This window comes from Vreelandella nanhaiensis (assembly GCF_003990185.1).
Classification (GTDB): domain Bacteria; phylum Pseudomonadota; class Gammaproteobacteria; order Pseudomonadales; family Halomonadaceae; genus Vreelandella; species Vreelandella nanhaiensis.
On record NZ_RZHF01000009.1, the window covers coordinates 1 to 22,020 of the forward strand.

16 protein-coding genes and 1 pseudogene are annotated in these 22,020 nt (G+C 48.1%); all 17 read right to left on the minus strand.

The annotated features are described in order from the left end of the window. A pseudogene (locus ELY38_RS07845) lies at positions 1-817 on the minus strand (IS3 family transposase); the annotation flags it as partial. Positions 818-883: 66 nt separating this feature from the next. After that, positions 884-3,331 carry a glycosyltransferase gene (locus ELY38_RS07850; protein ID WP_127061150.1) on the minus strand — a complete coding sequence of 816 codons (2,448 nt, stop codon included), beginning with the start codon at positions 3,329-3,331 and terminating at the stop codon, positions 884-886. Beyond that, positions 3,328-5,133 carry a sulfotransferase domain-containing protein gene (locus tag ELY38_RS07855; RefSeq protein WP_185858937.1) on the minus strand — a complete coding sequence of 602 codons (1,806 nt, stop codon included), beginning with the start codon at positions 5,131-5,133 and terminating at the stop codon, positions 3,328-3,330. The genes ELY38_RS07850 and ELY38_RS07855 overlap by 4 nt, the downstream gene beginning before the upstream one ends. A 24-nt stretch (positions 5,134-5,157) precedes the next feature. After that, the gene (gene rfbC, locus ELY38_RS07860; RefSeq protein WP_127061154.1) at positions 5,158-5,706 is read right to left on the minus strand and encodes a dTDP-4-dehydrorhamnose 3,5-epimerase; all 549 of its coding nucleotides are present in this window, start codon (positions 5,704-5,706) and stop codon (positions 5,158-5,160) included. A 73-nt stretch (positions 5,707-5,779) separates the two neighbouring features. Next, a complete protein-coding gene (rfbA, locus tag ELY38_RS07865) occupies positions 5,780-6,688 on the minus strand; it encodes a glucose-1-phosphate thymidylyltransferase RfbA (protein ID WP_127061156.1) in 909 nt (302 codons plus the stop codon). Positions 6,689-6,754: 66 nt separating this feature from the next. Next, positions 6,755-7,648 (minus strand): dTDP-4-dehydrorhamnose reductase, encoded by an 894-nt coding sequence (gene rfbD, locus ELY38_RS07870; protein ID WP_127061158.1) that lies wholly within the window; start codon positions 7,646-7,648, stop codon positions 6,755-6,757. A gap of 356 nt (positions 7,649-8,004) precedes the next feature. Then, entirely contained in the window at positions 8,005-9,075 is a 1,071-nt protein-coding gene (rfbB, locus tag ELY38_RS07875) for a dTDP-glucose 4,6-dehydratase (RefSeq protein ID WP_127061160.1), read from the minus strand. A 31-nt stretch (positions 9,076-9,106) separates the two neighbouring features. Further along, positions 9,107-10,051 carry an ABC transporter ATP-binding protein gene (locus ELY38_RS07880; protein ID WP_127061162.1) on the minus strand — a complete coding sequence of 315 codons (945 nt, stop codon included), beginning with the start codon at positions 10,049-10,051 and terminating at the stop codon, positions 9,107-9,109. 204 nt (positions 10,052-10,255) lie between these two features. Beyond that, a complete protein-coding gene (locus tag ELY38_RS07885) occupies positions 10,256-11,650 on the minus strand; it encodes an MBL fold metallo-hydrolase RNA specificity domain-containing protein (protein ID WP_127061164.1) in 1,395 nt (464 codons plus the stop codon). Between the two features lie 410 nt (positions 11,651-12,060). Further along, positions 12,061-13,161 carry a KpsE/RkpR family capsule polysaccharide export protein gene (locus ELY38_RS07890; RefSeq protein ID WP_127061165.1) on the minus strand — a complete coding sequence of 367 codons (1,101 nt, stop codon included), beginning with the start codon at positions 13,159-13,161 and terminating at the stop codon, positions 12,061-12,063. Positions 13,162-13,164: 3 nt separating this feature from the next. Then, entirely contained in the window at positions 13,165-13,974 is an 810-nt protein-coding gene (locus tag ELY38_RS07895) for an ABC transporter permease (protein ID WP_127061167.1), read from the minus strand. A gap of 125 nt (positions 13,975-14,099) precedes the next feature. Continuing rightward, complete coding sequence (locus tag ELY38_RS07900; RefSeq protein WP_127061169.1) at positions 14,100-15,821, minus strand: polysaccharide biosynthesis/export family protein; 1,722 nt, start codon at positions 15,819-15,821, stop codon at positions 14,100-14,102. Next, entirely contained in the window at positions 15,821-16,234 is a 414-nt protein-coding gene (locus ELY38_RS07905) for a DVU3141 family protein (protein ID WP_127061171.1), read from the minus strand. The genes ELY38_RS07900 and ELY38_RS07905 overlap by 1 nt, the downstream gene beginning before the upstream one ends. 272 nt (positions 16,235-16,506) lie before the next feature. After that, positions 16,507-17,769: an O-antigen ligase family protein gene (locus tag ELY38_RS07910; protein WP_246009094.1), complete on the minus strand. Its 1,263-nt coding sequence runs from the start codon at positions 17,767-17,769 to the stop codon at positions 16,507-16,509. A 482-nt stretch (positions 17,770-18,251) separates the two neighbouring features. Then, on the minus strand, positions 18,252-19,634 hold the full coding sequence (locus ELY38_RS07915; RefSeq protein WP_127061173.1) for an undecaprenyl-phosphate glucose phosphotransferase: 1,383 nt from the start codon (positions 19,632-19,634) through the stop codon (positions 18,252-18,254). 135 nt (positions 19,635-19,769) lie between these two features. Continuing rightward, entirely contained in the window at positions 19,770-20,726 is a 957-nt protein-coding gene (locus tag ELY38_RS07920) for a glycosyltransferase family 2 protein (protein WP_127061175.1), read from the minus strand. Between the two features lie 166 nt (positions 20,727-20,892). Beyond that, a complete protein-coding gene (locus tag ELY38_RS07925; RefSeq protein WP_222845121.1) occupies positions 20,893-22,020 on the minus strand; it encodes a glycosyltransferase family protein in 1,128 nt (375 codons plus the stop codon).

Below are 22,020 nucleotides of genomic sequence, written 5' to 3' on the forward strand. Positions count from 1 at the left end.
CCGTTGTCACAACGAATAGAGTGCGGCTTACCACGCCATTCAATGATCTGGTCTAGCGCCCGGATAACTCGTTCAGTAGGCAACGAGATGTCTACTTCGATACCAAGACCTTCTCGGTTAAAGTCGTCGATCACATTCAGTAGACGGTAGCGACGACCGTCGCTCAGTTGGTCATGCATAAAATCCATAGACCAGCTGTCATTAATCGTTTCAGGCACCGCTAAAGGTTCAGGCTTCTCGCGGATTAACCGTTTCTTCGGTTTGATCCGAAGATTCAGCTCCAACTCTCGGTAAATCCGGTAGACCCGCTTATGGTTCCAACGAAAGCCTTTCACATTACGTAGGTGCAGGAAGCACAAGCCAAAGCCCCAGTTTCTCTGGTTATGCGTCAGCGTGATCAACCAGTCGGCGATTTGATCGTTCTCGCCGCGGAGCTTCGCTTGGTATCGATAGCAATTTTCACTGATGCTAAACATCCAGCAGGCTAGGCGGATGCTGACGTGCTTTTCCATGACGGCTTTCTGCGCCATCTCACGGCGACGAGACGGCTTCACCACTTTTTTTCGATGGCTTCCTTGAGGATATCCGCTTTCAATCGTTCCTCGGCATACATCTTCTTGAGCCGTCGGTTTTCATCCTCTAGCTCTTTTAGCCGTGCCATCATGGACGCATCCATACCACCGAATTTAGCTCGCCACTTATAGAAGGTCGCGCTGCTCATACCGTGCTCACGACATAGCTCCGGAACCGGGGCACCGCCTTCGGCTTGCTTGAGGATTGACAGTATTTGGCTGTCAGAAAAACGTGATTTTTTCATGCAGAATCTCCCTGCGTTTAGCTTACGGAAAATTCTACTTTTGAGCACCCTGGTTTTTCGGGGGGATTACCTCAGAGTGGCTCCGAAGGACGATTTACGGATCAGCAAACCACTGGCATTAACTAAAGTACACATGGCACCGAGCTGCTCGTTGATTTCCTGGAATCCATCCTTCAAGTAGCTCTGACTGAATTTTCCAGGATAAGCCATATCTAAATACGGCATCAGCGCATTTTCTTTCAGGGTTCCATGTTCATCAATGATTTCTGTTTTCGCGCTGGCGATGTTCACCATCGGATCATCAAAATATGGCAGCAACGTTTCCAGAAAATTGGTATCACAACTATCGTCCCCTTCCGCAATCCATACTACGTCGCCACTAGCCATACGGATGCCTTTTTCCCACTGTTTGAAGGGCGACCCTGAGTTTTTGTCGTTCTCCGCCAATGTTATCCGGGTGTCTTCCAGGTAGGGGCGGACCTTTTCGACGGTGTTGTCGGTGGAGCAGTCATCCAGGGCAATGATCTCGATATCTTTAATCGGCTGGGCAAGGATGCTGTCCAGACGTTCCTCGATGAACTTTTCGTGGTTATAGAAAGGCACAATAACGGAGACAGAAGGCTTGTAGCCGGTAACGCGCTGTATGGTACTGAAGATTTTAAGGTTTTGCTGTTCAGTGGTGTAATTTTCAAACAGTTTCCGCCTTGCGGTGTCGCCCAGTGCCTTCTTTTGATGTGGATGTTCCAGAAGCCTTTGTAATGACTCGGAAGCCATTAAGGTATCAATAGCTGGTACCGCGATGCCAGCATCGTCTTCAATGAATGCAGTGATGCCAGTCGCTGGTTCAAAGCAAACGGTCGGCACGGCATGCTGGGCGGATTCAAGTACAACTAACGGGAAGGGGTCTTCTCTGGATGACATGAAGAATACATCAGCAGCAGCCAACAGTCTGTTGGCGTTGTTGCGGTTACCGGCAAAGTGTATCCAGTTCTTTTCTTCCTCGCTTAGTGATCCTTCCAGCTCTTCCCTCCAAGGCCCCTGGCCCATCCACAGAAATTCGATGGGTCTGGCCGTTTTCCGCTTCAGAAGACGAGCGGTCTCAAGGAACAAGTCAGGGCCTTTGCGTTCATACAGGGTGCCACAGCCAATCACAACAAATGCGTTCGGGCTTAGACCCAGCTCTTGTCGGGCTTCGGCCTGAAGCTCATTGGTGGTGGCGTCATTCCGTGCCACGGGGTTAATGAACGCCGGTACCGTTGTCAGTGTTTCTCTGGGAATCTCATATTTAGATGCAAGCGTTGCCGACGATGCGGGAGAAGCGGATATCCAGTGTTTGGTATGGCTGAGCAGTGTTTGCATTTCCGTCGGAAAAGTTGCCAACACTTTTTCCATTTCGTGGATATGGGTGATGACATCGCAGTCCAGGGTAATACCATGCTCTTCTAACAGCGGGAATAGCCTGCCAGATACCACGGTATTTAGATAGGCGAATTCAAAGTCTTCATGCAGAAAGGCTTTTAGGGCTTGCGCATGATCTGCACCGTCCCCTGGCAAAACGTACACATCGGCGAATTCCGCATAGCGATCTGCCACGGGGCCAGGGGCAAGCAACAGGAGTTTGATTTGCCGCGCAGTATGATTATAGAACCAGCGTACAACTTCCAGCAGCACAATCTCTGAGCCGGCCAGAACGCCATCGTGCCCGACAAATAGAAGGGGCTTGGCCGCATTGATGGTAATCCTATCATCGTCTTCCAGGGGGGAATGACTAGCGCGGCCCTCTTCTCGCCCCGAATCAATGTAATGACGGAATGCCGAAATATCCGCTTTGCGAACGTCTGCATTCAGTTTGTAATAGAAGGTAGGATCAAATGACTCATTCGGCTGACGCCCTTCTTTTTCGCCGCAGGCATAATAATGCCACTCGGGATCGATACCAGCCTCTGCTACATCAAGGTTTTTATCTAGATAATAGTTACTATCAAATTGAGCGCTATAAATGCCACTTTGAGCTTTGTCTTTCTTTTCAAACTCTATCTTTAAATTAGTTGCTGAGCGTTCAATTTGCCTATCTGGCTTATGCAGATTAACGTAGCTTCTACCTTCATATTTTCCGTAACGAATATAGTGGGTAATTAAATCAAAACCAACACTAAGTGACTGAAGGTCTTCGTAGCTTTCTTTATAAAAAACAGTATCAAAATCACCTGCTGCTATCACAGCATCATACTGTTTTTTTTCTTCTTCATTCTGCAGGCGCCCTTCATCACGACCGTGCAATAAAAAATGAATCAAAGGATGTATCCCTGAATCTTTAACATCAGGATAGTTGTTTAAATACCAAACAGGATCAAAATCTTTGTTGGGTTTTCTTTTTTCTGCTAACCCCACTTTAATAAAATGTTCAAGAGGAGATTCATCTGCTAATCTAGAATCTTGGTAGCTACGCAAGTAATAAAACTTATCAAAGAAATTAGTTTTCTCCAATATCTTTTTAATATATTTCGACTTCATTGTTTTTCCAATTCTTTTTTAAAAAAAACTTTATGTAAATTCCGAATCGGCTTGGTGTAGATCCAACTTTTGCTTTCTTTGATACGAGAAAGGTCTTTAACGACTTGATCAATTGATTCCGTCAACAACTTTACTTCTTGAGCCAATTTATTTCTATCTTGTATAAGCTTGACTTTTTCATCTTCTAGTTCTTTAATCTTTATTTCATATTGTTCTTCACGATCGACTCTGGCGTATTCCATCTGAGATTTCTCGACTTCTAGCTGGCGTAGCAGATCTTCTTTGACCTGCAAGATCTGCTCATTGGCGTGCTGCTGCTCGCTTAGCTGCTGCTCAAGAGTGTGGATGCGATCTTCGTCAGATGCTTTCTGCGTTTGTTTAGTTTTTTTTACGGTTTCCAAGTCGCCAAGCAGGCTTCTCATCTCGCGTTCTAGCTGTTCCCGCGCACCAGCTAATTCTGCTTTCTCGCCCTCCAAAATCTTTATCTCTGCTTGGCTCTGCTCCACTTGGTCGGCTCTAGCCTGCTCTAACTGAGTCTTCTCGGCTTCTAACTGGCGTAGCAGGTCTTCTTTGCCCTGCAACATCTGCTCATTGGCGTGCTGTTGCTCGCATAGCTGTTGTTCAATAGTGTGAATGCGATCTTTATAAGATGATTTCTGTGTTTGTTTGGCTTTTTTAACGGCTTCCAAGTCGCCAAGCAGGCTTCCCATCTCGCGTTCTAACTGCTCCCGCGCACCAGCTAGTTCTGCTTTCTCGCCCTCCAAAGTCTTTATCTTTGCTTGGCTCTGCTCCGCTTGATCGGCTCTAGTCTGCTCTAACTGAGTCTTCTCGGCTTCTAACTGGCGTAGCAGGTCTTCTTTGCCCTGCAAGACCTGTTCATTGGCATGCTGCTGCTCGCTTAGCTGCTGCTCTAGGCTCTGTGCGCGATCACTAGCTTGATCTCTTTGTGCATGAAGAGCACGAGAAATGTCACTTTGAAATTGCACATCATGAGTATGAAATAACTTGTAGAGCGAACTGGCCTCGTTAAATATGACATCAAACTCGTCAACTGTCGCTTCTGAAAAGTTTTCTCTTTCTACAAAAGCAATTAGCTTCTTAATAAAAAAAGGAATTTCCTCTGCAACATTATTAAGATTAAGATTATGGTGCTTAAGCTCTTTTTCTAAAAAATTACTACGAACTTCACCAATGGAAGAAGATTCAGCTTTAACACCAATAAAGTTTGCAATTTTGGTAATTTCTTCTTCGGCATTAGTCAACAGGCTATTAAAGCTTAAAAAATAACGTGAGTAAGACCTAGAATACTTTTCTGCATACAAAACGTGTTTAACCCAAATCAGAAGAGATTTATCTGTGGAAAAATCATTGCGAGACTTAAGTGAACGTGCTACTTCAAAAGGGTTGCGATAAGGTAAGATAACCTTAATTTCTATCTCAAGCTCTTTGAGTGCGCGCTCCCAAAGCGGGAAGGTAACACACATTCTAGGATCTTTAAGCGCAAAGATTTTGCTATAAGAAAACTCTTCCTCGATTAATCTCTTGGTTCTATCTAGATATTTCTCTATCAGATCGTTTGTTAAATGCTTTTGAAACCGTGTGTCGTCATAACTGGAACCTGATTCTTTTAAAATAAGTTCATTAATCTCTATAACTCTACGGCCCTCGAAAAAACCTTTTGGGTTATCATCTTGTGCTGGCCATAAATCTTGCGGAAGAGAAACTCCTAATTTTTCTAATGCACCTGTTACGGCAGAAGTCCCACTGCGATGCATCCCTAAAATGAGCACACACGTTTTCATTGTCATTCCTTTAATTTTTGTTTTTTATGAAAATTTAGGTGCGTTCTTCCAAGAGCAACCTTTGGCATCTTTATCTGAAACCTGAGGCTCCATGTCTTTCTTCAGTGGCCATTGTATGGCTAATGTAGGGTCCTTCCATAAAATGGATACTTCATCACCAGGATTGTAGTAATCAGTACACTTATATTGAAATTCTGCTTCTTCACTCGTCACGTAAAAACCATGCGCGAAACCTGGCGGCACCCACAGCAATTGTTTGTTTTCTTCACTCAAAAGCACACCCACCCATTGACCAAATGTAGGTGAGCTTTTCCGCATATCTACCGCAACATCGAATACTTCACCACGGGTTACGCGTACCAGCTTGCCTTGTGGCTGCTCATATTGATAATGCAGTCCGCGTAAAATTCCTTGAGCCGATTTGCTATGGTTATCTTGTACAAACTGGTAACTGCCGCAATGGTTTTCAAATTCGCTCTGGCGGAAGGTTTCAAGAAAGAAACCACGCTCATCGCCAAATACTTGCGGAGTTAGCAGTACTACATCTGGAATAGCGAGTTTTTCGTATTGCATGATTAGACCGTGAATAGTGAGTGATGAAGTATGGGTACCGAGTAATGCTAGTTATCGCCTCCTCTTTCACTTCCTACTTCTTACCGCTTAAAAGGCGCTGTAGGTATTGGCCGTATTGGGTTTTGGAAAGCGGCTTGGCAAGCTCATTTAGACGTTCATCGTTGATCCAGCCGTTTTGCCAAGCGATCTCTTCCAGACAAGCGATTTTCAGCCCCTGGCGGTGCTCTATGGTTTGTACGTACTGGCTAGCTTCCAGCAAGCTGTCATGGGTGCCAGTATCTAGCCAGGCAAAACCGCGGCCTAAACGCTCTACTCGCAAATCACCACGCTCCAGGTAGACATTATTAACACTGGTAATTTCCAGCTCGCCACGTTCGGATGGCTTGACCCGCTTGGCAATTTCGACAATGTCATTGTCATAAAAATACAATCCTGTCACCGCATAGGCGGATTTTGGCTTTTCCGGTTTTTCTTCAATCGAAAGCGCTTTGCCCTCTTCACTGAATTCCACTACTCCAAACCGCTCAGGGTCTTTGACCAAATAACCAAATACGGTGGCGCCTTTTGCATGGTTACTGGCACGTTTTAGTTGGTCAGAAAAATGCTGACCGTGAAAGATGTTATCGCCCAACACTAAGCAAACGGGGCTTTCACCGATAAACTCTTCGCCGATGAGAAACGCTTGGGCCAAGCCATCTGGGCTTGGCTGTTCGGCGTACTCAAAACGAACACCAAAATCTTCGCCGTTACCTAACAAGTTTTTATATTGAGGAAGGTCTTCTGGCGTAGAGATAATCAAGATATCGCGAATACCGGCGAGCATGAGCACAGAAACCGGATAATAGATCATCGGTTTGTCATACACAGGTAGTAGCTGTTTGGAGACCCCCCGCGTTATAGGGTGCAAACGGGTGCCGGAACCGCCTGCCAGAATAATGCCTTTTCTTTGCGAGGAGTCAGTGGTAAGGGGTGAAGTGTTCATAATTCATTGGCCTTCAGTATTTTCATGTGCAATGCGGGACGTGTCGTACTTATCAGCACTTACTCGTTACTTCTCACAATATTCTTTAAGCGTTAGCGCTAGCTGGCTTTGCCAGGTAGGCATAACGATACCTAACGCATTTTCAAGCTTATCAAGCGCCATACGCGAATTTAGCGGACGTTGCGCGGGGGTTGGATAATCCGATGTGGGCATACCTGCTGTCCTTTCAGGCTTAATGGCCAGCCCTTCACCTAGTTCAGTGGCCTGCTCAAAAATCTCACACGCAAACCCATGCCAACTGGTTTCTCCACGCGGGGCTAAGTGATAGATGCCATTGGGAATGCGGATAAGCAGTTGTGAATCGTGAGGAGTGAATGTCATAGAAGTCACTTGGGCAATAAGACGCGCGGGGGTGGGCGCACCTATCTGATCATTCACAATGCTAAGCGCATCACGCTCACGCCCTAGGCGTAGCATGGTTTTCATGAAGTTGTTACCGCGTGCGGCATATACCCAACTGGTGCGGAAGATCAGATGGCTAGCGCCACTTTCAATCACCGCGTTGTCCCCTTCCAGCTTGGTTTGGCCGTATATACTTAGCGGGCCGGTGGGGCTGTTTTCCTGCCATGAGGTTTCCCCGTTGCCTGGGTATACGTAATCGCTTGAATATTGCACCAGGGTAATATCGTGCTGGGCGGCGTAGCGCGCCAGTTGTGCGGGAAGCTCTGTGTTTAAACGCCTGGCCTGTTCTGGTTCGCTTTCGGCTTTATCTACGGCAGTGTAGGCGGCGGCGTTAAGGATTAACGCGGGCTTGTGTTCGGTAAGGTAAGCATCGACGGCCTGAGCGTTGGTTAGATCGAGTTCCTGACGGCTGGGGGCCAGAATGCTGCCGAAGACGGCAAACTGACGCTGAAGTTCAAAACCAACCTGGCCGTTGCCACCGGTGATGAAAATATTCATGGAAAATCCTTTTCGTGCATATTGCTTTAATTATATTGCCGTGCTGACCTTCGGCACCGCTGATCGCGGTGCTTCCGCGGGTGCGCCTAGTGGCTTACCACGCGCTACGGTTATCAGGTTATGCAAGTACGTGCATGGCACATGCTCGGGAGAGGCTCGTACCGTAGCGCGTGGTAACGTTTTGCGAGGGTACGAGCAAATAAGGCACCCGCGGGTAGCGGCTACCAAGCCGCCTTGTATGCATCGCCGAACTTATACTTTGGCATAATATAACCCAACCCCGGCAGCGCTAATCGCGCTGCTCCCGCGGGTGCGCTATCGCTTACCACGCGCTACAAGGTATTTGCCTATGCGCGTTATGCGTTAACGCCTAACCGCTCGCCTTGGTAGCTGCCGTCTTGTACGCGTTTCCACCAGTTTTCGTTGGTGAGGTACCACTCAACGGTTTTGCGCAGGCCCGACTCAAAGGTTTCCTCTGGTACCCAACCTAGTTCGCGTTCGATTTTGCTGGCATCAATGGCGTAGCGAACATCGTGGCCGGGTCGATCTGTTACGAAGGTAATCAACTCACGGTACGAAGTTTCTTGCGGCACCAGTTCTTGCAGCAAATCGCATAGCGTTTCTACGACAGTGAGGTTGGCTTTCTCATTGTGACCACCAATATTGTAGGTCTCGCCTACTTGGCCTTCGGTAGCTACTTTTATTAACGCGCGGGCGTGGTCTTCTACATAGAGCCAGTCTCGGATTTGCTGACCATCGCCGTAGACCGGAAGTGACTTGCCAGCCAAGGCGTTGAGAATCATCAGCGGGATGAGCTTTTCCGGAAAGTGGTACGGCCCGTAATTATTGGAGCAATTAGTTACCAGCGTTGGAAGGCCGTAGGTGCGCTGCCAAGCTCGCACTAAATGGTCAGAACTGGCTTTACTCGCCGAATAAGGCGAGCTTGGCGCATAGGATGTCTCTTCGGTGAACAAGTCATCTGTGCCCTCCAAATCGCCATATACTTCATCGGTTGAGATATGATGAAAACGGAATTCCTCGGCTTTGGCAGCATTCTGTTCTTGCAGCTTTTTCCAATAGTTACGTGCCGCCTCTAGCAGTACGGCAGTGCCAACCACGTTGGTTTGAATAAACTCAGCGGGGCCATCAATAGAACGATCCACATGGCTTTCTGCCGCTAGGTGCATCACAACATCAGGCTGATGCTGTTCAAATAGTTGCTGCATGGCTTGTACATCACATATGTCAGCCTGTGCGAAGGTATAACGCTCACTAGTCTTAACGCTAGCGAGCGATTCTAAATTACCGGCGTAAGTGAGCTTGTCTACGTTCACAACCTGGTGGGTTGAGTTCTGAATAAGCTCGCGCACGACCGCTGAACCAATAAAACCAGCACCGCCGGTAATTAAGAAAGTTTTATTCGCCATGTACTATAGTCCTTGGGTTTGCTATTCAAGCTTATTCAGCAGGGGCGCTGGCACTGCTCTGCTCTTGCTTAAGTGCCTCTAAATGAAGCTGAGCATTGGCAATTTGCTGTTGCCGCTTGGGAATGTCGTCACGAATATGTTTACGGTAAATAGGTAATAGGTTTTGTTGCTTCGCAACTTCTAGCGCTCTTTGTGCTTCTTCTAACTTACCTTTTGCTTGTTGCAGATGTTTTTCCGCTTCAGGGATACTACCGGGCAGGTTATCAAAACGTTTAGGTTTACTCGCGGTTTTTGGTTTAGTAACCGCTTTACCATTGTCAATATCCGCATGGTAGGCCTCAATGGCTTTATTAATATCGTCATACCAATAGGCTCGTCCCTCTTTTAGGTAGAGCCCTGATTGGCAAAGATCCTTCAAAATACCTTCTGAGTGAGAAACCATAATCAGCGAGGCTTGGCCGACTTTAGACTTGAACAGAGCAGTGGCCTTTTCTTTGAAGGCTCTATCACCAACGGCGGTGGCTTCATCAGAGATATAGATATCGAAGTCGAAAGAAAGCGATAAACCGAATGACAGTCGGGAACGCATGCCGGATGAGTATGTGCGCACCGGTTCATCAAAAGCTTCGCCAATCTCTGCAAAGACTTCGACAAATTTAATGACTCGCTTGACCTCTTGCGGGGTGCTGCCTTGCACACGAGCAACAAACTTAGTGTTTTGCCGCCCGGTCATGTTGTTCTGCATGCCGCCTGCCAACCCCACGGGCCAGGAAACACGACTGTGGCGTATCACTTCACCCTTTTCGGGCTTGTCCATACCGGCAATTAGGCGCAGCAATGTAGATTTACCCGCGCCGTTGGCACCAATCAGCCCTACGCTAACACCTGTGGGGATCGTAAGGTTGATGTCCTTGAGCACCCAATCGCTGCCGTGGTGGTTGTGGTAGCGTTTGTAGAGGTTTTTAATTTCGATCATTTAGTGTTAGTAACCGGTGATATTTCAAAACAGAGTGCTGTGTTGGCATTGGGCAGCTAATGCCGCCATTCGCGAGAGCATCATGAGACGGTACTGAAGGTGGGCACAATGGCAAGATCAGGGCGTCGTGCCGACGCCTTCCGCGCCGGGCCGCCGCTGCGGGTGCCTCATTCGCTCGTTCCTCGCGAGATTCGTTACCACGCGCTACGAAGAGCTGGCAACTCTTACTTCCCTGCCCTTTCGTTCGTACATTGCTTTTAGCTTGCTTTTCAGCGCGGCGCGAGCGTCTTGGTCGCCGTGTACCAGGTGAATGGTATTGGGCCAGCGGCGCATACGTTTTACGAAGTTAAGCAGGTCTTGTTGATCAGCATGGGCGGAGTAGCCGCTGATGGACGTAACGCCTGCTTTTATATCAATGCGCTGACCGTCTATCTCTACCCAACCACCTTGGGGGCCGTACTGTTGTATTGCCCGCCCTGGGGTGCCTGCGCCTTGGTAGCCTACAAACAGTACTTGGTGGCGGGCATCCCTTAACATGGCTTTCAGGTAGTTCATGATGCGCCCGCCTGCGCACATGCCGCTGGCAGCAATTACCACGGCTGGGCGGCCTGTTTTGGCTAAATACTCAACCGTTTGTTCGTGCTCTGCGTGGCTATTCACCGTGTATAGGCTGGCAAAATTAAGTGGGTGGCGGCCGCCTTTAAGCCGCTTTTGGGCTTCCTCGTCCCAGTAGGGTTTTAGCTCGCGGTATACCTTTGTGAAACGGGCAGCTAGCGGTGAATCGACAATGATTTCCAGCTTTTTCCACTGGCTGCTTTTAGTGTCGTTAATGATGCCTTCCAGCTCGTAGAGTAACTCTTGGGTACGGCCTATGCTAAAGGCCGGCACCATCACAGTGCCCCCGTTAGCGAGTGCTTGCTCTATGGCTTTCTTTAATACAGCACGGCGCTGGCGGCGGTCTGGATGGGTGCGGTTGCCATAGGTACTTTCAAGTACCAGCTGATTGCAGCCATTGGGTGATTTTGGCGCGGGTAGCAACGGTGCATGGGGCGCGCCTAAATCACCTGAAAACACGATGCGCTCTTTTTCGCCGGTATCAGTGGCTTGGTAAGCTATCTCTACATAGCAGGAGCCTAGAATGTGCCCTGCCCGCTTAAGCTTTATGCGTGCGGTGCCGATAGTGTTAGTAGCAACTCTATGCCACTTACCGTAGGGCACGCTTATGATCTGTGATTCAAGTTGAGCCTGAAAGCGGTTGATGAGATCAGCATTACGGGTAAAGCCAATTTTAAGCGCGCCTTCAATCACTAGCGGAAGTAGTTTGGCAGAAGGCTCGGAGCAGATGATAGGGCCTTTAAACCCTGCCGCCAGCAGGTACGGCAACCGCCCTACGTGATCGATATGGACGTGGGTGATGATTAGCGCCTGAACGGTACTGATATCGAACTCGATTTGCAGTTGCTCGAAGGTGTCTTCCGCGGCGTCTTCGCCCTGGAAGAGACCACAATCGATGAGTAACGAGTGCTCGTTGTTTAATATCAGTTGGTGGCAACTTCCTGTAACCTCAGTGGCGCCGCCATGGTGAATGATATCGAGCATCCAGCTCTCCGGTTTTGGTTTGTTTCGTTTGGCTTGTTTTGAGCCGGGTGGCGAATTGGCCTTGGTGGCTTATTCGGGCGGCTTGTCAGCCGCCTTCCGCGGGTGCCTTATTTGCTCGTACCTCGCAAAACGTTACCACGCGCTACGGGTTTCCCAAACGTTTGAGATGCCGCAAATGATGGTTTCTCCCACCACCCGGAAATGGCACGTACCGTAGCGCGTGGTAAGCCGTTAGGCGCACCCGCGGGAGCATCGCGATTAGCGCTGCCGGGGTTTACCGATATGGCGCCGAAGTATAAGTTCCGTGGCATGGCCAGGGCGGCTTGGCAGCCGCCATCCGCGGGTACCTTATTTGCTCGTACCTCGCAAAGCGTTACCGCGCGCTACGGGTACTCACCATTCATGCCTAATCAATCACGGTGATCCTTTACGATCATCATCAGCATGCTGAAAATAAAGGCCAAGAATATAGTGATGATGGCGAAGACACTGCTGTTATAGAGCCGGTTAGGCTCTGTTGGGTATTCCGGCATTAGCGGGCTTTGTAGCACGCTTACCTGTTTGAGCTGGCGGGCGGCTTCCAGGCGGGTGTTTTCAAGTGCTGCCAGGGCACTGGAGTAGGTTTCTTGGGCAAAATGCGCTTGCAGCTCTAGCGTTTCATATTGCGCTGAAACGCTGTTTAAGGAATCCCCCGATGCCTGGGCGATACGATCACGCTGTTCAACTATTTGATCGCGTAGCGCAGTAATATTGCGTTCCACTTGGCGTAGCTCAGCGGACTGCGTACTTTGATAGCTGGCCAATGCATTGCGCTGCGCTTGCAGGCGGGCTAAATCCGCCTCAAGCGTTGCAACCACTTGGTTGATGCTCGCGACGGTATCTGTTGGCGACACCAGTCCGTACTCGTTTTGATATTCCAGCAACGCTTGGCGTGTTTCAGTGAAACGCTCATCCAGGCGTACCATTTGTTGTTCTAAAAAACGCACCTGCTCGTCTGCCAACCGGTGGCCCATTTCATTCATATGGTTTTCACCGGCTTGTAGCAGCAACGTGGTCATTTCATTTGCAAATTCGGGTGTATACGCTTCTACGTGGATATTCAGTACCCCCGCGTATTCGTCTAATTCCACTCCTACCCGGCGAAGGTAGTATTTGTGCAGGTTTTCAATGGGAGCCTCACGGTCACGCAGCTTAGCGAAAATATCGCCGTGCTCGGTGTAGTGCTCACGAATGTTTAGCTCTTCATCCAAGTGGCGAAGCATATCCACTGAGAGTAAGTGCTCACGTAACAGTAGCAGATCATGTGTATTGCCACCGCCACCGCTCCCCATCAATGAAGACAAACTAAACTCCGGCGTTGCAACTTGCGGGCTTTCCAATACCACAGTGGCACGTGACACGTAACGGTCTTGGGCCCATACAAACCAATAAAATGAAACTAGGATAATAGCTACTATCGCCACGGCCCAGTGCGGCGATTTTTTCACAAAACGGTGTAATGAAACTTGCATGGATTATTTTGCCTTCAAACGATCAGAAAAACGCAGGTGCATTAACAGCCCAAGGGCAGTAAGGGAGAGTGTTATCATCCAAAAATAAGTCATGCTAGTACCGTTAATGATTTTATAATTCTCGAAAAAACCAAGCCTTAGCGACTCTAGTGCATGAGGTATCGGATTAAGCATTAAATACTTGAGCAACCCATGTGGCAGGTGATTGAGAGGAAAAATGACGCCCGAAAGTATCAAAAGGGGCAATGAAAGCATACGTACTATTTTTCCTACTTCAGGCACAAGCGCACTGGCCACGGAAGTAAATAGACCCAACCCTAGCCCCAACATCCATAATGAGAGCCAGCCTGCCATCGCTCGAATCGCGTTATCCGGGTAAAGCTCTAACCCCAGCATAAGGCCGCCCAGAATAAAAAGTAGGAACACAAAGGTGCGAAGCATACCTTCTAGAAAAACGCGCACCAGCACAGGATCAACTGGTTGCACTTGGCGATAGGCGAAAAGCGAGCTATTCCCCTCAATCGCCCCCATTCCCCTTAGCATGCCATCTCGTGCTAAAAAAAAGCCGAGCATTCCAGTGATCATCCAGGGAATAAAAGGTGCGTTGGATATTAGTTGGTCGCCACTGATGAAACTACGAATGGCTGCCATAATTGCCACTAATGCAGCTGGTTCGGCGATCATCCAAAACCAACCCATGCGATCTGCCATGGTGCGCGAGATAGCCTCGCGCATGAACATGGCGTACCACACGCTGCGGGTTACCTGCCAGGGCGTACGAGCGCCGCGGGGTGCCGTTGGGTTATCGGCCATTGGGGTTATCCTACGGTTGTTGCTGTTGCAGGCTTGGGGCGGCTGACGCCGCCCTTTCGCGCCGGGCCGCCGTTGCGGGTGCGCCCTTCGGCTTACCCACGCGACGGCTTACCAATTACTCGCTATTACAGGTCCACGGCGACGCGAGTGGCGACAGCTACCTGATAGAGAATTTGCGTGAGCGTGGCGGCTAGCTGCAGGTTGTGCGTAGGTGCGGCGGGCATGACGAGAATTTCGTCGCCGGGGCGCAGGTTCACCTTGCGGGCGTTTTCTACCGCGCCGTTCTGGCGAACGATCAGGATATGGTCGTCGTCGGCGCGGTTGGTAAAGCCACCGGCACTTTCGATGTAATCGATCACGTTCATGCCGGGGCGGTACACCGCGGCTTGGGGCACCAGTACTTCACCACTGATTAGCATGGAGTCGCTGATTTCGGGAATGGTGATCACATCGCCATCCTGTAGGCGAATATCAGAAATACGCCCGTCGTAGGCCACTACCATACGGCCACTGGGCTCAAGCTCACGGGCACGCGCTACGAAATCCTGAATCAGCTCGGCTTCCTGGGCACGCACCTGGGCTTCTTCATTGGTGCTTGAAGGCGCACTCAGGTAGGTGGTTTCCAGGCGGCGCAGGCTGTCTTCCATGGATTGGCGCTGCTGCTCTTTCACGCTTTCACGCTGCAGTGAAATGCTTTCAACGGCTGTCATGCGTTCGGGCACGGCAATGGCATCCAGCAGTTCACTCAAGCGGGCATCGCGAGGTAGCGCGTAGCGCGAAGGGCCGTAGTAGCTGCCCTCCACTTCCACTACGATGGTTTCGCTACGCTTGTCGGCACTGAACAGTACTTCATCACCGCTACGGATGGTTTGGCCGTAGAACATGTCAAGTGGGTAATATTGGGCAATGGGGCCCTCTTCCCGGCTGCCGCGCAGCAGCACGTGGGAAACACCGCTTTTTAGGCGAGCCAGGTTCACCAGCTCAGCGCCGCTTAGCTGGTTACCTACTAGCTCGTAGCGATGTTCACGGTGTACATCGCCGCCTACGGCAATTGCCGGGCCGCGCTCTTCCACTACGATGGTATCGCCATCCTGAAACTGCGGGCGGGCAATGCTGCCATTGATCAGGAAGTCGTATAGATCCACCGTGGCTACGGTCTGGCTATTACGCAGTATGCGAATTTGACGGTAGCTACCTAAGTCCTGGTCGATGCCACCTGCCTGATCAAGGAAGTACAGCAGGGAATCATTGGGCGTGCCTGCGTAACGGCCGGGGTTTTCTACATAGCCGGTCACGAAGACGGCCACGGGCTGCACGCCCTGCAGGTTGGTATAGACCTCTACGTTATCCGGGTAAACCGCGGTAATCGCGCGGCGCACGCTGTTATCTACCTGCTGGCTGTTCTGGCCTTCAATATTGAGCGGGCCTGAGCCGGGGATGAATATATTGCCTTGGGCATCTACCGGCAGTACGCGATCAAACTCGAAGGCCCCCCAGGCGCGGACGGTCACCTGATCACCGGGTTTTACCTGGTAGTCGGAATTCAGGCCATCACCCATAGCGCCGCGAAAGCCGCCGGTAAACAGGTTGGCGCCAAACGGGGGCAGCATATCGGGGTCGCGCGGGGGGGCGGCAACGGGGCCGTACGTGCCGCTGCGCCAGTCTGCCCGGGGTGTGTCATTCACTTCACCCAGGGATTGGCCTTCCAGTTGGCCTTGCTGCTGGGCGGGCACAATGCTGTTGGGCAGGCTAATGCTTTGCGCCCATACCGCACTGGTAGCGCTGCTGCCGACCACTGCCAGGGCAACTACTGCAAGCGGGCGTTTAAGTAAGCGTAAAACGTTCATTAATAGCGCCCTTGCGTTGCAGATGAATCAATCTGGGTAACCACGCGCTGATTCACCCAGCCGTTAGGTGTTTGGCATACCAAGGCGGTGCGTGCGGTGCTGCCCATTTCCACTACCCGGAGCTTGCGACATTCGCGCCCGCTGGCCGCCAGGTAAGGCGCATCGGCAACAATTTCAACGTTATGGCCCCAAGGGCTGCGGCCTACATTTAGTACAGCGCCCGCCGGTGATTTGGAGAGGAACTCATTAAGGCTCTCATCCTGAAGTAGCGTGGCGGGGTCGTTGTTTAATACATATTGCGCGGGCTGCGCGTTACTTTTTGGGTAAGTGGTACAGCCACTTATCAAGGCAATGCCTAACACGGCCAGTAGCATGCGCGCTGGACGTGCTATAGAAATAGAAGTATTCGACATAGTAATTTCCAGAAAAAAGGCACGCTACCGCCCAAGGATTGTACGGGCATATTCCCTTGCCCTACGCTGTGCGGATGAATTTTCTAAACCTTTACTACCAAAAATGCACGCGTCATTGTAAGGGATTAACAAGCAATGCTCTACCTTGGTGATATATGTCTAACTGGTTCATTCTCTGGGCATAACTTAATGATAGAAATGAAAAAACCGGCTTGAAAGCCGGCTTTTTCATATTATCCATCCAATATTACTACTAATCAAAATCCCGACTTCTACTGAGCCAATCGTTTTTGGTTAACATACGTACCCCATAGTACAACAAGCATAAACGCATACATCATTACGCCGCTATTGTGGTTTAAAAACGCTTGAGATAAACCAAAGTCTATATAAGTGACCGACAGTAGTACGCCAGCAGTAGCTAAAGCACGCGTTGCTAAATCTTGCGCTTTTAATTTTCTGGCAAATAAGCGCATGGGCACAAGATACAGCCCTAGCAGCACTATTAAGCCTAAGAGGCCCCGCTTGGCGAAAGCATCAATAAATTCGTTATGAGCATGTCCATATTCGGCAGCTTGGCTATCGATGACACCTTTTTCACCCAATTCCTGCATTGCTTGGGTATACCCTTGCGCGCCCCAACCTGTTAACGGCTTTTCCATTATCAAGTGGCTAGCCCCACGCCACATTTCAAATCGGGCGCCTAACGAGCTAGAGCGATTTTCGCCACTTATATATTTTTCAATATCAGTAACCGCATATTGTACACGCTCCTGAACACCCGTTTGCGGAATCAAATAGATCGCAATCCCCCCAACAAAAAGAGTCGTTACTATCGTTAGTTTCATCCAAATAGCAAGATGTTTACCATAAGCACGATAAAGTACGAGCAGCACAAAAGGAAAGCCCACCCATCCACCTCGACTACCTGAAAAAAGGGACCCTAGCATTCCGCCAAGAAAGCCAATTAACAGTAAAGTTATCCATAAAAAACGATATTGGCGCTGCACATGCGCCCACCCTAATCCTGCCAAACAAAGCACACCCAATAACATGCTCAAGTTGCCAAATTGAATAACGAAGGTATGGCCTTGCGCTCGCTCAACACCCTCGATCAGCTTTTGCCAACCGGCCCAACCACCAGCACCCATTCCCCCTACCGCTATACCAGCCCACATAGCGCTTAAACGAGGGGGATAGCGTATCACCCACCAGAGTGCAGGCACGGCCAAAACAAAGCGCAGTGGCTTATCCATTCCACGGCTGCCTTGGCCATCCAACCAAGCTTCAGCAATTCCTACCAATGTGTATGCACACAACACAGCTACAACCTGCCAGTCTTCACGGGTCAAACGTGGAAGACGCCACCGTATCAACAAGCTAATACCTGCAAGCATTAAAATAACGGCACCTAATGAGTAACCGCTAGGCACAATAAGGGCTATACCAGCAAGCAGGAAAACAGCAACATCCGTTAGAACTGTAGGGAAAGATAGAGACTCACGGGATTCGTGCGTATTCATTGCAGCCTTCAAGAAAAGCATCCTACGTTAAACGCTGCTATAAATGGCAGCAGAAAGAGCGGGAATGCTACCACAGTTAAATAAAGCCTGTACTTGATAAGCATGTACGCTTTTCAAGCGTCTTATACTTTGAAAGTGCTCACGCAGCGCATGACGCGCCATGAATTTGAGTATCCTAGCTTGTTTTTTTTCAGACAATATAGTTTTCCGGTCTGATAATTCAGTGCCCAGACCGCTTTGCCGGTTTTGCTCCTCGGCTGTACTTTCTAGGCTTTAAAGCATCTACGCTGGGAAAGCATATTGACAGCGCATTGATCATCATAAACTCGTGGATGCCCTTGACACGCGGCTGCTCTGGCGAAAGCGCAGCACGCCCGGCATGCGTGCAACACTTGGTAGACGTGGCAGTTTCGATAGAATGTCCAGCTAAAAGCTGATCATCTAGCACTAAAATACCTACTACTGAGAGTATTCACGATGAATCGTAAATCAATTCAATAAGCATGCGGGTTAATAAACCCTTTAAATATCGTTAGTGCAATGATACGCAAATCCAACCATACTGACCAATTATCGATATACCATAGATCATGTTCAACTCGTCGTTCCATCTTATCAAGCGTATCAGTCTCACCCCGCAAGCCATTGACTTGGGCCCAGCCGGTGATACCCGGCTTCACTTTGTGACGACGCATATAGGACTCTACAAGATCCTTGTAATACTCATTATGGGCCAAAGCATGGGGCCTAGGTCCTACAATCGACATGCGACCTTGAATAACATTATAAAATTGAGGCAGCTCGTCTAGTGAGGTTCGGCGCAAGAATGCACCCAGTTTAGTTACCCGTGGATCATTTTGAGTTGCTTGGGTAACCACACCACTATTTTCTTCGTGAACTTCCATAGAGCGAAATTTATAAACCTTAACCGGCTTGCCTTTATCTCCAGTACGATACTGTTTAAATAGCACCGGGCCGGATGAGGTGCATTTAATTGCCAAAGCAATCAAAATACATGCTGGCAAGACCAACAGGCCAATCAAGCTTCCAAGGATAAGATCCTCCGCACGCTTGACGAATCTTGCCATTCCACTTATAGAGGTAACACTAAGGTCAATGGAAAAGTGGCCAGCAACTTCGCTGATACGATGATTGAGAAGATGCATGTCTTGAAAATCAGGAATAAATCTCACCTCGGCGGTATGGTTACGCAAGGTATAAAAAATTGCGCGTACAACATATCCCATTTCTAGTGGTACGCAAATCCAGACTTCGCGGGCTTCGGAAGCTGATACGCGACTAGCTAGCAACGAAAGTGTTTCCTCATGAATATCACTGCCCAATCGCTCAACACCAGCGATAGAATATCCTTCCTCAGGAAAGGCACGCATCCCTTTCGCTACCTTAAGCAGCTGGCTTTCTGGCCCTACTAGGAAAACAGAACGTCGCGCCATTCCTTTGAGCCTAGCTTTACGTAAAATTAGCTGCGCAAGAACGCGAGTACCTCCAGCCATTACAAATGAGAGTATGAGTGACGTTCCAACCCATAACCGTGAAAAACGATCGGCTGAGTGAGTAAAGAAAATGAGAGAGGTGACCAACAACCCCACTATCATCCAAACCATCATTAATCGTGCGACCAGCGTAGAAACTCTCGTAACACGCCAGCGACTATAAGCGCCCAGCAAGCTATTAATTAGCACAGTAAATAAAGATATAGCAGTAATAGTCAATACGTAGCGTTCATCTAACTGATAAGAATCGAACCGCCATTCATAAGCAAGAATGCCACCTAGCAAAACAGCTAATATATCGACTAAAGGAATAATAAGCTGTGCGGGGTAACGCTCGGTTAGCCCTTGTGTCTTGCGAGACATACGATATCCATTATCTGCTATTACGAGCTGTTAAAAACAGGCAATAGCTAGTAATTAAGCTAAATAAAAAAGTACAACAAATAACTTTTAGTCGATGCAGGTGCTTACGAATAGTCTAGAACTTCTTACTAACAGCTATGAACATTGAGATGGCCCTTCCTTCGCAAATGGACCATTCCAATACCTTTTATGCATTCCAATTTTTCTTTTAATACTAATTGGAAGATATGCTTCGTATTCTCCCAGTTTAAAAGCCAAAAACTTAAGAGCATTACGAAGGATAGCGAAAGGCCAGAGATGAAAATTATTGACCCCTAGAAACTTGAGCTCTGACATCATATATTTCACTCCCTCCCCCCTAACACCACCAAACTCTTTTTGAATCCAGGATTCACGGGCATGAAATACTCCAATATCAAAATATCGGCCAAACTCTTCTATTAACGTATAGTTATGTGAATGCCGACAGGTCGCATCAGCAAGATATACTAACTTATAATCAGCAAGTATTAACTTTGCAGCAACATACATATCTTCGGATAGTATAACATGCTCTGGAAAACCACTAACGTGCTTAAGAGCACATCTACGATACGCTGAAAAAGAATTAGATATAAAAGCTGCCTTTATACCCAAATACGAAATATCGTTCTTGCTAATCATCTGAGTTTTATCGGGGTAGTTAAAAAGGCGAGCATGTTGCGCTAAAAGATTGGCGTCGTAATGCGGCAACTGACGACCACAAACTGCTGCTACTTCGGGATCAGTAAAAGCATCTTTAATCTTATTCAGTATCTTTTTATCTTCCAAGTATACGTCTTGAGTAAGAAAAATATAAATATCATAATTTGGATAAGCATCAACCATTTTTTGGCGTGTAGCACCGTGGTTAAATTCCTCACTGGAAATCACAACTACGTGCGGAGACCTCGCTTTTGCCAATTCAGTAGTTCCATCTGAAGAGCTAGAATCCACAATTAATAAATCGAATTCAGCATCTTGTACAGCAAGAGAATCCAACAAACGAGTTAAACACAGAACATCGTTATAAGTTGGCACCACACAGGCTACACGCAAATCTTTAGAGCTCATAATAAACGGCGCAACGAGTTAAATTAATGGAACAAGAAAGCAACAATGAATGTTTCACATAAAAAAATTAAATTTATCAAACATATTTTCGAAATTACACTCAGGGCGTGATAACAATTAAACTCTCAATATCTAAAACACAATAAACTAACACATTTTTTAAACCTTAATAAAGTTTAATCTGATCAAAGCGAGAATTCCATGAGTTCTTAATAGCAAATTCGTCAGCCTCGGACTTTGTGAACGACCAACAGACTGCCTGAGATGCAAGCTCATCTAAATCATCATTACTTTTGGAAACAAATGTGCCCGGCTCATTAAAACGAAACAACATTTCACCAAATGCAGTAGATAGAACAGAAACCCCCAAAGCTCTATACTCGTAATATTTAATAGGATCGACAGAACTTGTTAGTTGATTTCTCAGAAAAGGAATAAGGCCAACGTCAAAAGATTTCATGTGCATCAAAGCCTCTTGATGCTCACAAGCGGGTTTAAAATAAATATTATCAGGGAGTTCATACGGACAAGTAACAAGCTGCGGTCCAATTACAACAATTTCATCATTCGGTCTAATTTCCGCCAACTTTATTAACCAACTCCAATCAAACCATGCACTGATAGTGCCAACATAACCAAAGCGAATAGGTGAGCCAGACTTAACAAAACCTAACTCAGCGTTAGGTAAAGCACTAACGTCTAACCCATTATAAATCAGCTTTGTATCCGCACGAATAGCTGACCATCGATTCAACAGTATTGTACTAGACACAACTAAAGTGGAAACTCTATCTACTATTTGGGTCTCCCAATTCAACATTGACAACATCGCTTTTTTAGAAATACCAGCATAGAATGCTGGAAAATCATCCATTGCATCGTAAATCGACAAGGCTTCAGGAAGGCCATCTAATACTTGATTGGCTAAAGCAGAAGGTTTTCCTATTGCCACAATAGCATTAAAGTCATGAGCAAAGCTAAAAGCTTTTATTAAAGTCTTCCGCCATATCATTTTATTGATTTTCTCAGAGCCTCCCAGCGGCTCAATTGGTAATGAGGCTGGACGAATCACCTCAAGCCAAGCGGGCATATCATTCTTTAAATTACCGTTAGATGAGAATCTCAACCTCTTAAAGTCAGAGAGTTTAGGAAGACGGGTGGGGTATGGGTCTATCCATAATACTTTTCCTCCGGTGCGCAGGTGAAACCAACGAGCAAATTTATGTGGCCTTTGCTCAAAACTCGTCCAAGGTAGCGGAGACAGATAAATCAATCCCTGCGACGCCTTCTCCAC

Bases quoted from the DNA above. Each gene is read 5' to 3' on its own strand.
- ELY38_RS07850 (WP_127061150.1), bottom strand. From the start codon at position 3,331: ATGAAGTCGAAATATATTAAAAAGATATTGGAGAAAACTAATTTCTTT.
- ELY38_RS07855 (WP_185858937.1), bottom strand. From the start codon at position 5,133: ATGAAAACGTGTGTGCTCATTTTAGGGATGCATCGCAGTGGGACTTCT.
- rfbC (WP_127061154.1), bottom strand. From the start codon at position 5,706: ATGCAATACGAAAAACTCGCTATTCCAGATGTAGTACTGCTAACTCCG.
- rfbA (WP_127061156.1), bottom strand. From the start codon at position 6,688: ATGAACACTTCACCCCTTACCACTGACTCCTCGCAAAGAAAAGGCATT.
- rfbD (WP_127061158.1), bottom strand. From the start codon at position 7,648: ATGAATATTTTCATCACCGGTGGCAACGGCCAGGTTGGTTTTGAACTT.
- rfbB (WP_127061160.1), bottom strand. From the start codon at position 9,075: ATGGCGAATAAAACTTTCTTAATTACCGGCGGTGCTGGTTTTATTGGT.
- ELY38_RS07880 (WP_127061162.1), bottom strand. From the start codon at position 10,051: ATGATCGAAATTAAAAACCTCTACAAACGCTACCACAACCACCACGGC.
- ELY38_RS07885 (WP_127061164.1), bottom strand. From the start codon at position 11,650: ATGCTCGATATCATTCACCATGGCGGCGCCACTGAGGTTACAGGAAGT.
- ELY38_RS07890 (WP_127061165.1), bottom strand. From the start codon at position 13,161: ATGCAAGTTTCATTACACCGTTTTGTGAAAAAATCGCCGCACTGGGCC.
- ELY38_RS07895 (WP_127061167.1), bottom strand. From the start codon at position 13,974: ATGGCCGATAACCCAACGGCACCCCGCGGCGCTCGTACGCCCTGGCAG.
- ELY38_RS07900 (WP_127061169.1), bottom strand. From the start codon at position 15,821: ATGAACGTTTTACGCTTACTTAAACGCCCGCTTGCAGTAGTTGCCCTG.
- ELY38_RS07905 (WP_127061171.1), bottom strand. From the start codon at position 16,234: ATGTCGAATACTTCTATTTCTATAGCACGTCCAGCGCGCATGCTACTG.
- ELY38_RS07915 (WP_127061173.1), bottom strand. From the start codon at position 19,634: ATGTCTCGCAAGACACAAGGGCTAACCGAGCGTTACCCCGCACAGCTT.
- ELY38_RS07920 (WP_127061175.1), bottom strand. From the start codon at position 20,726: ATGAGCTCTAAAGATTTGCGTGTAGCCTGTGTGGTGCCAACTTATAAC.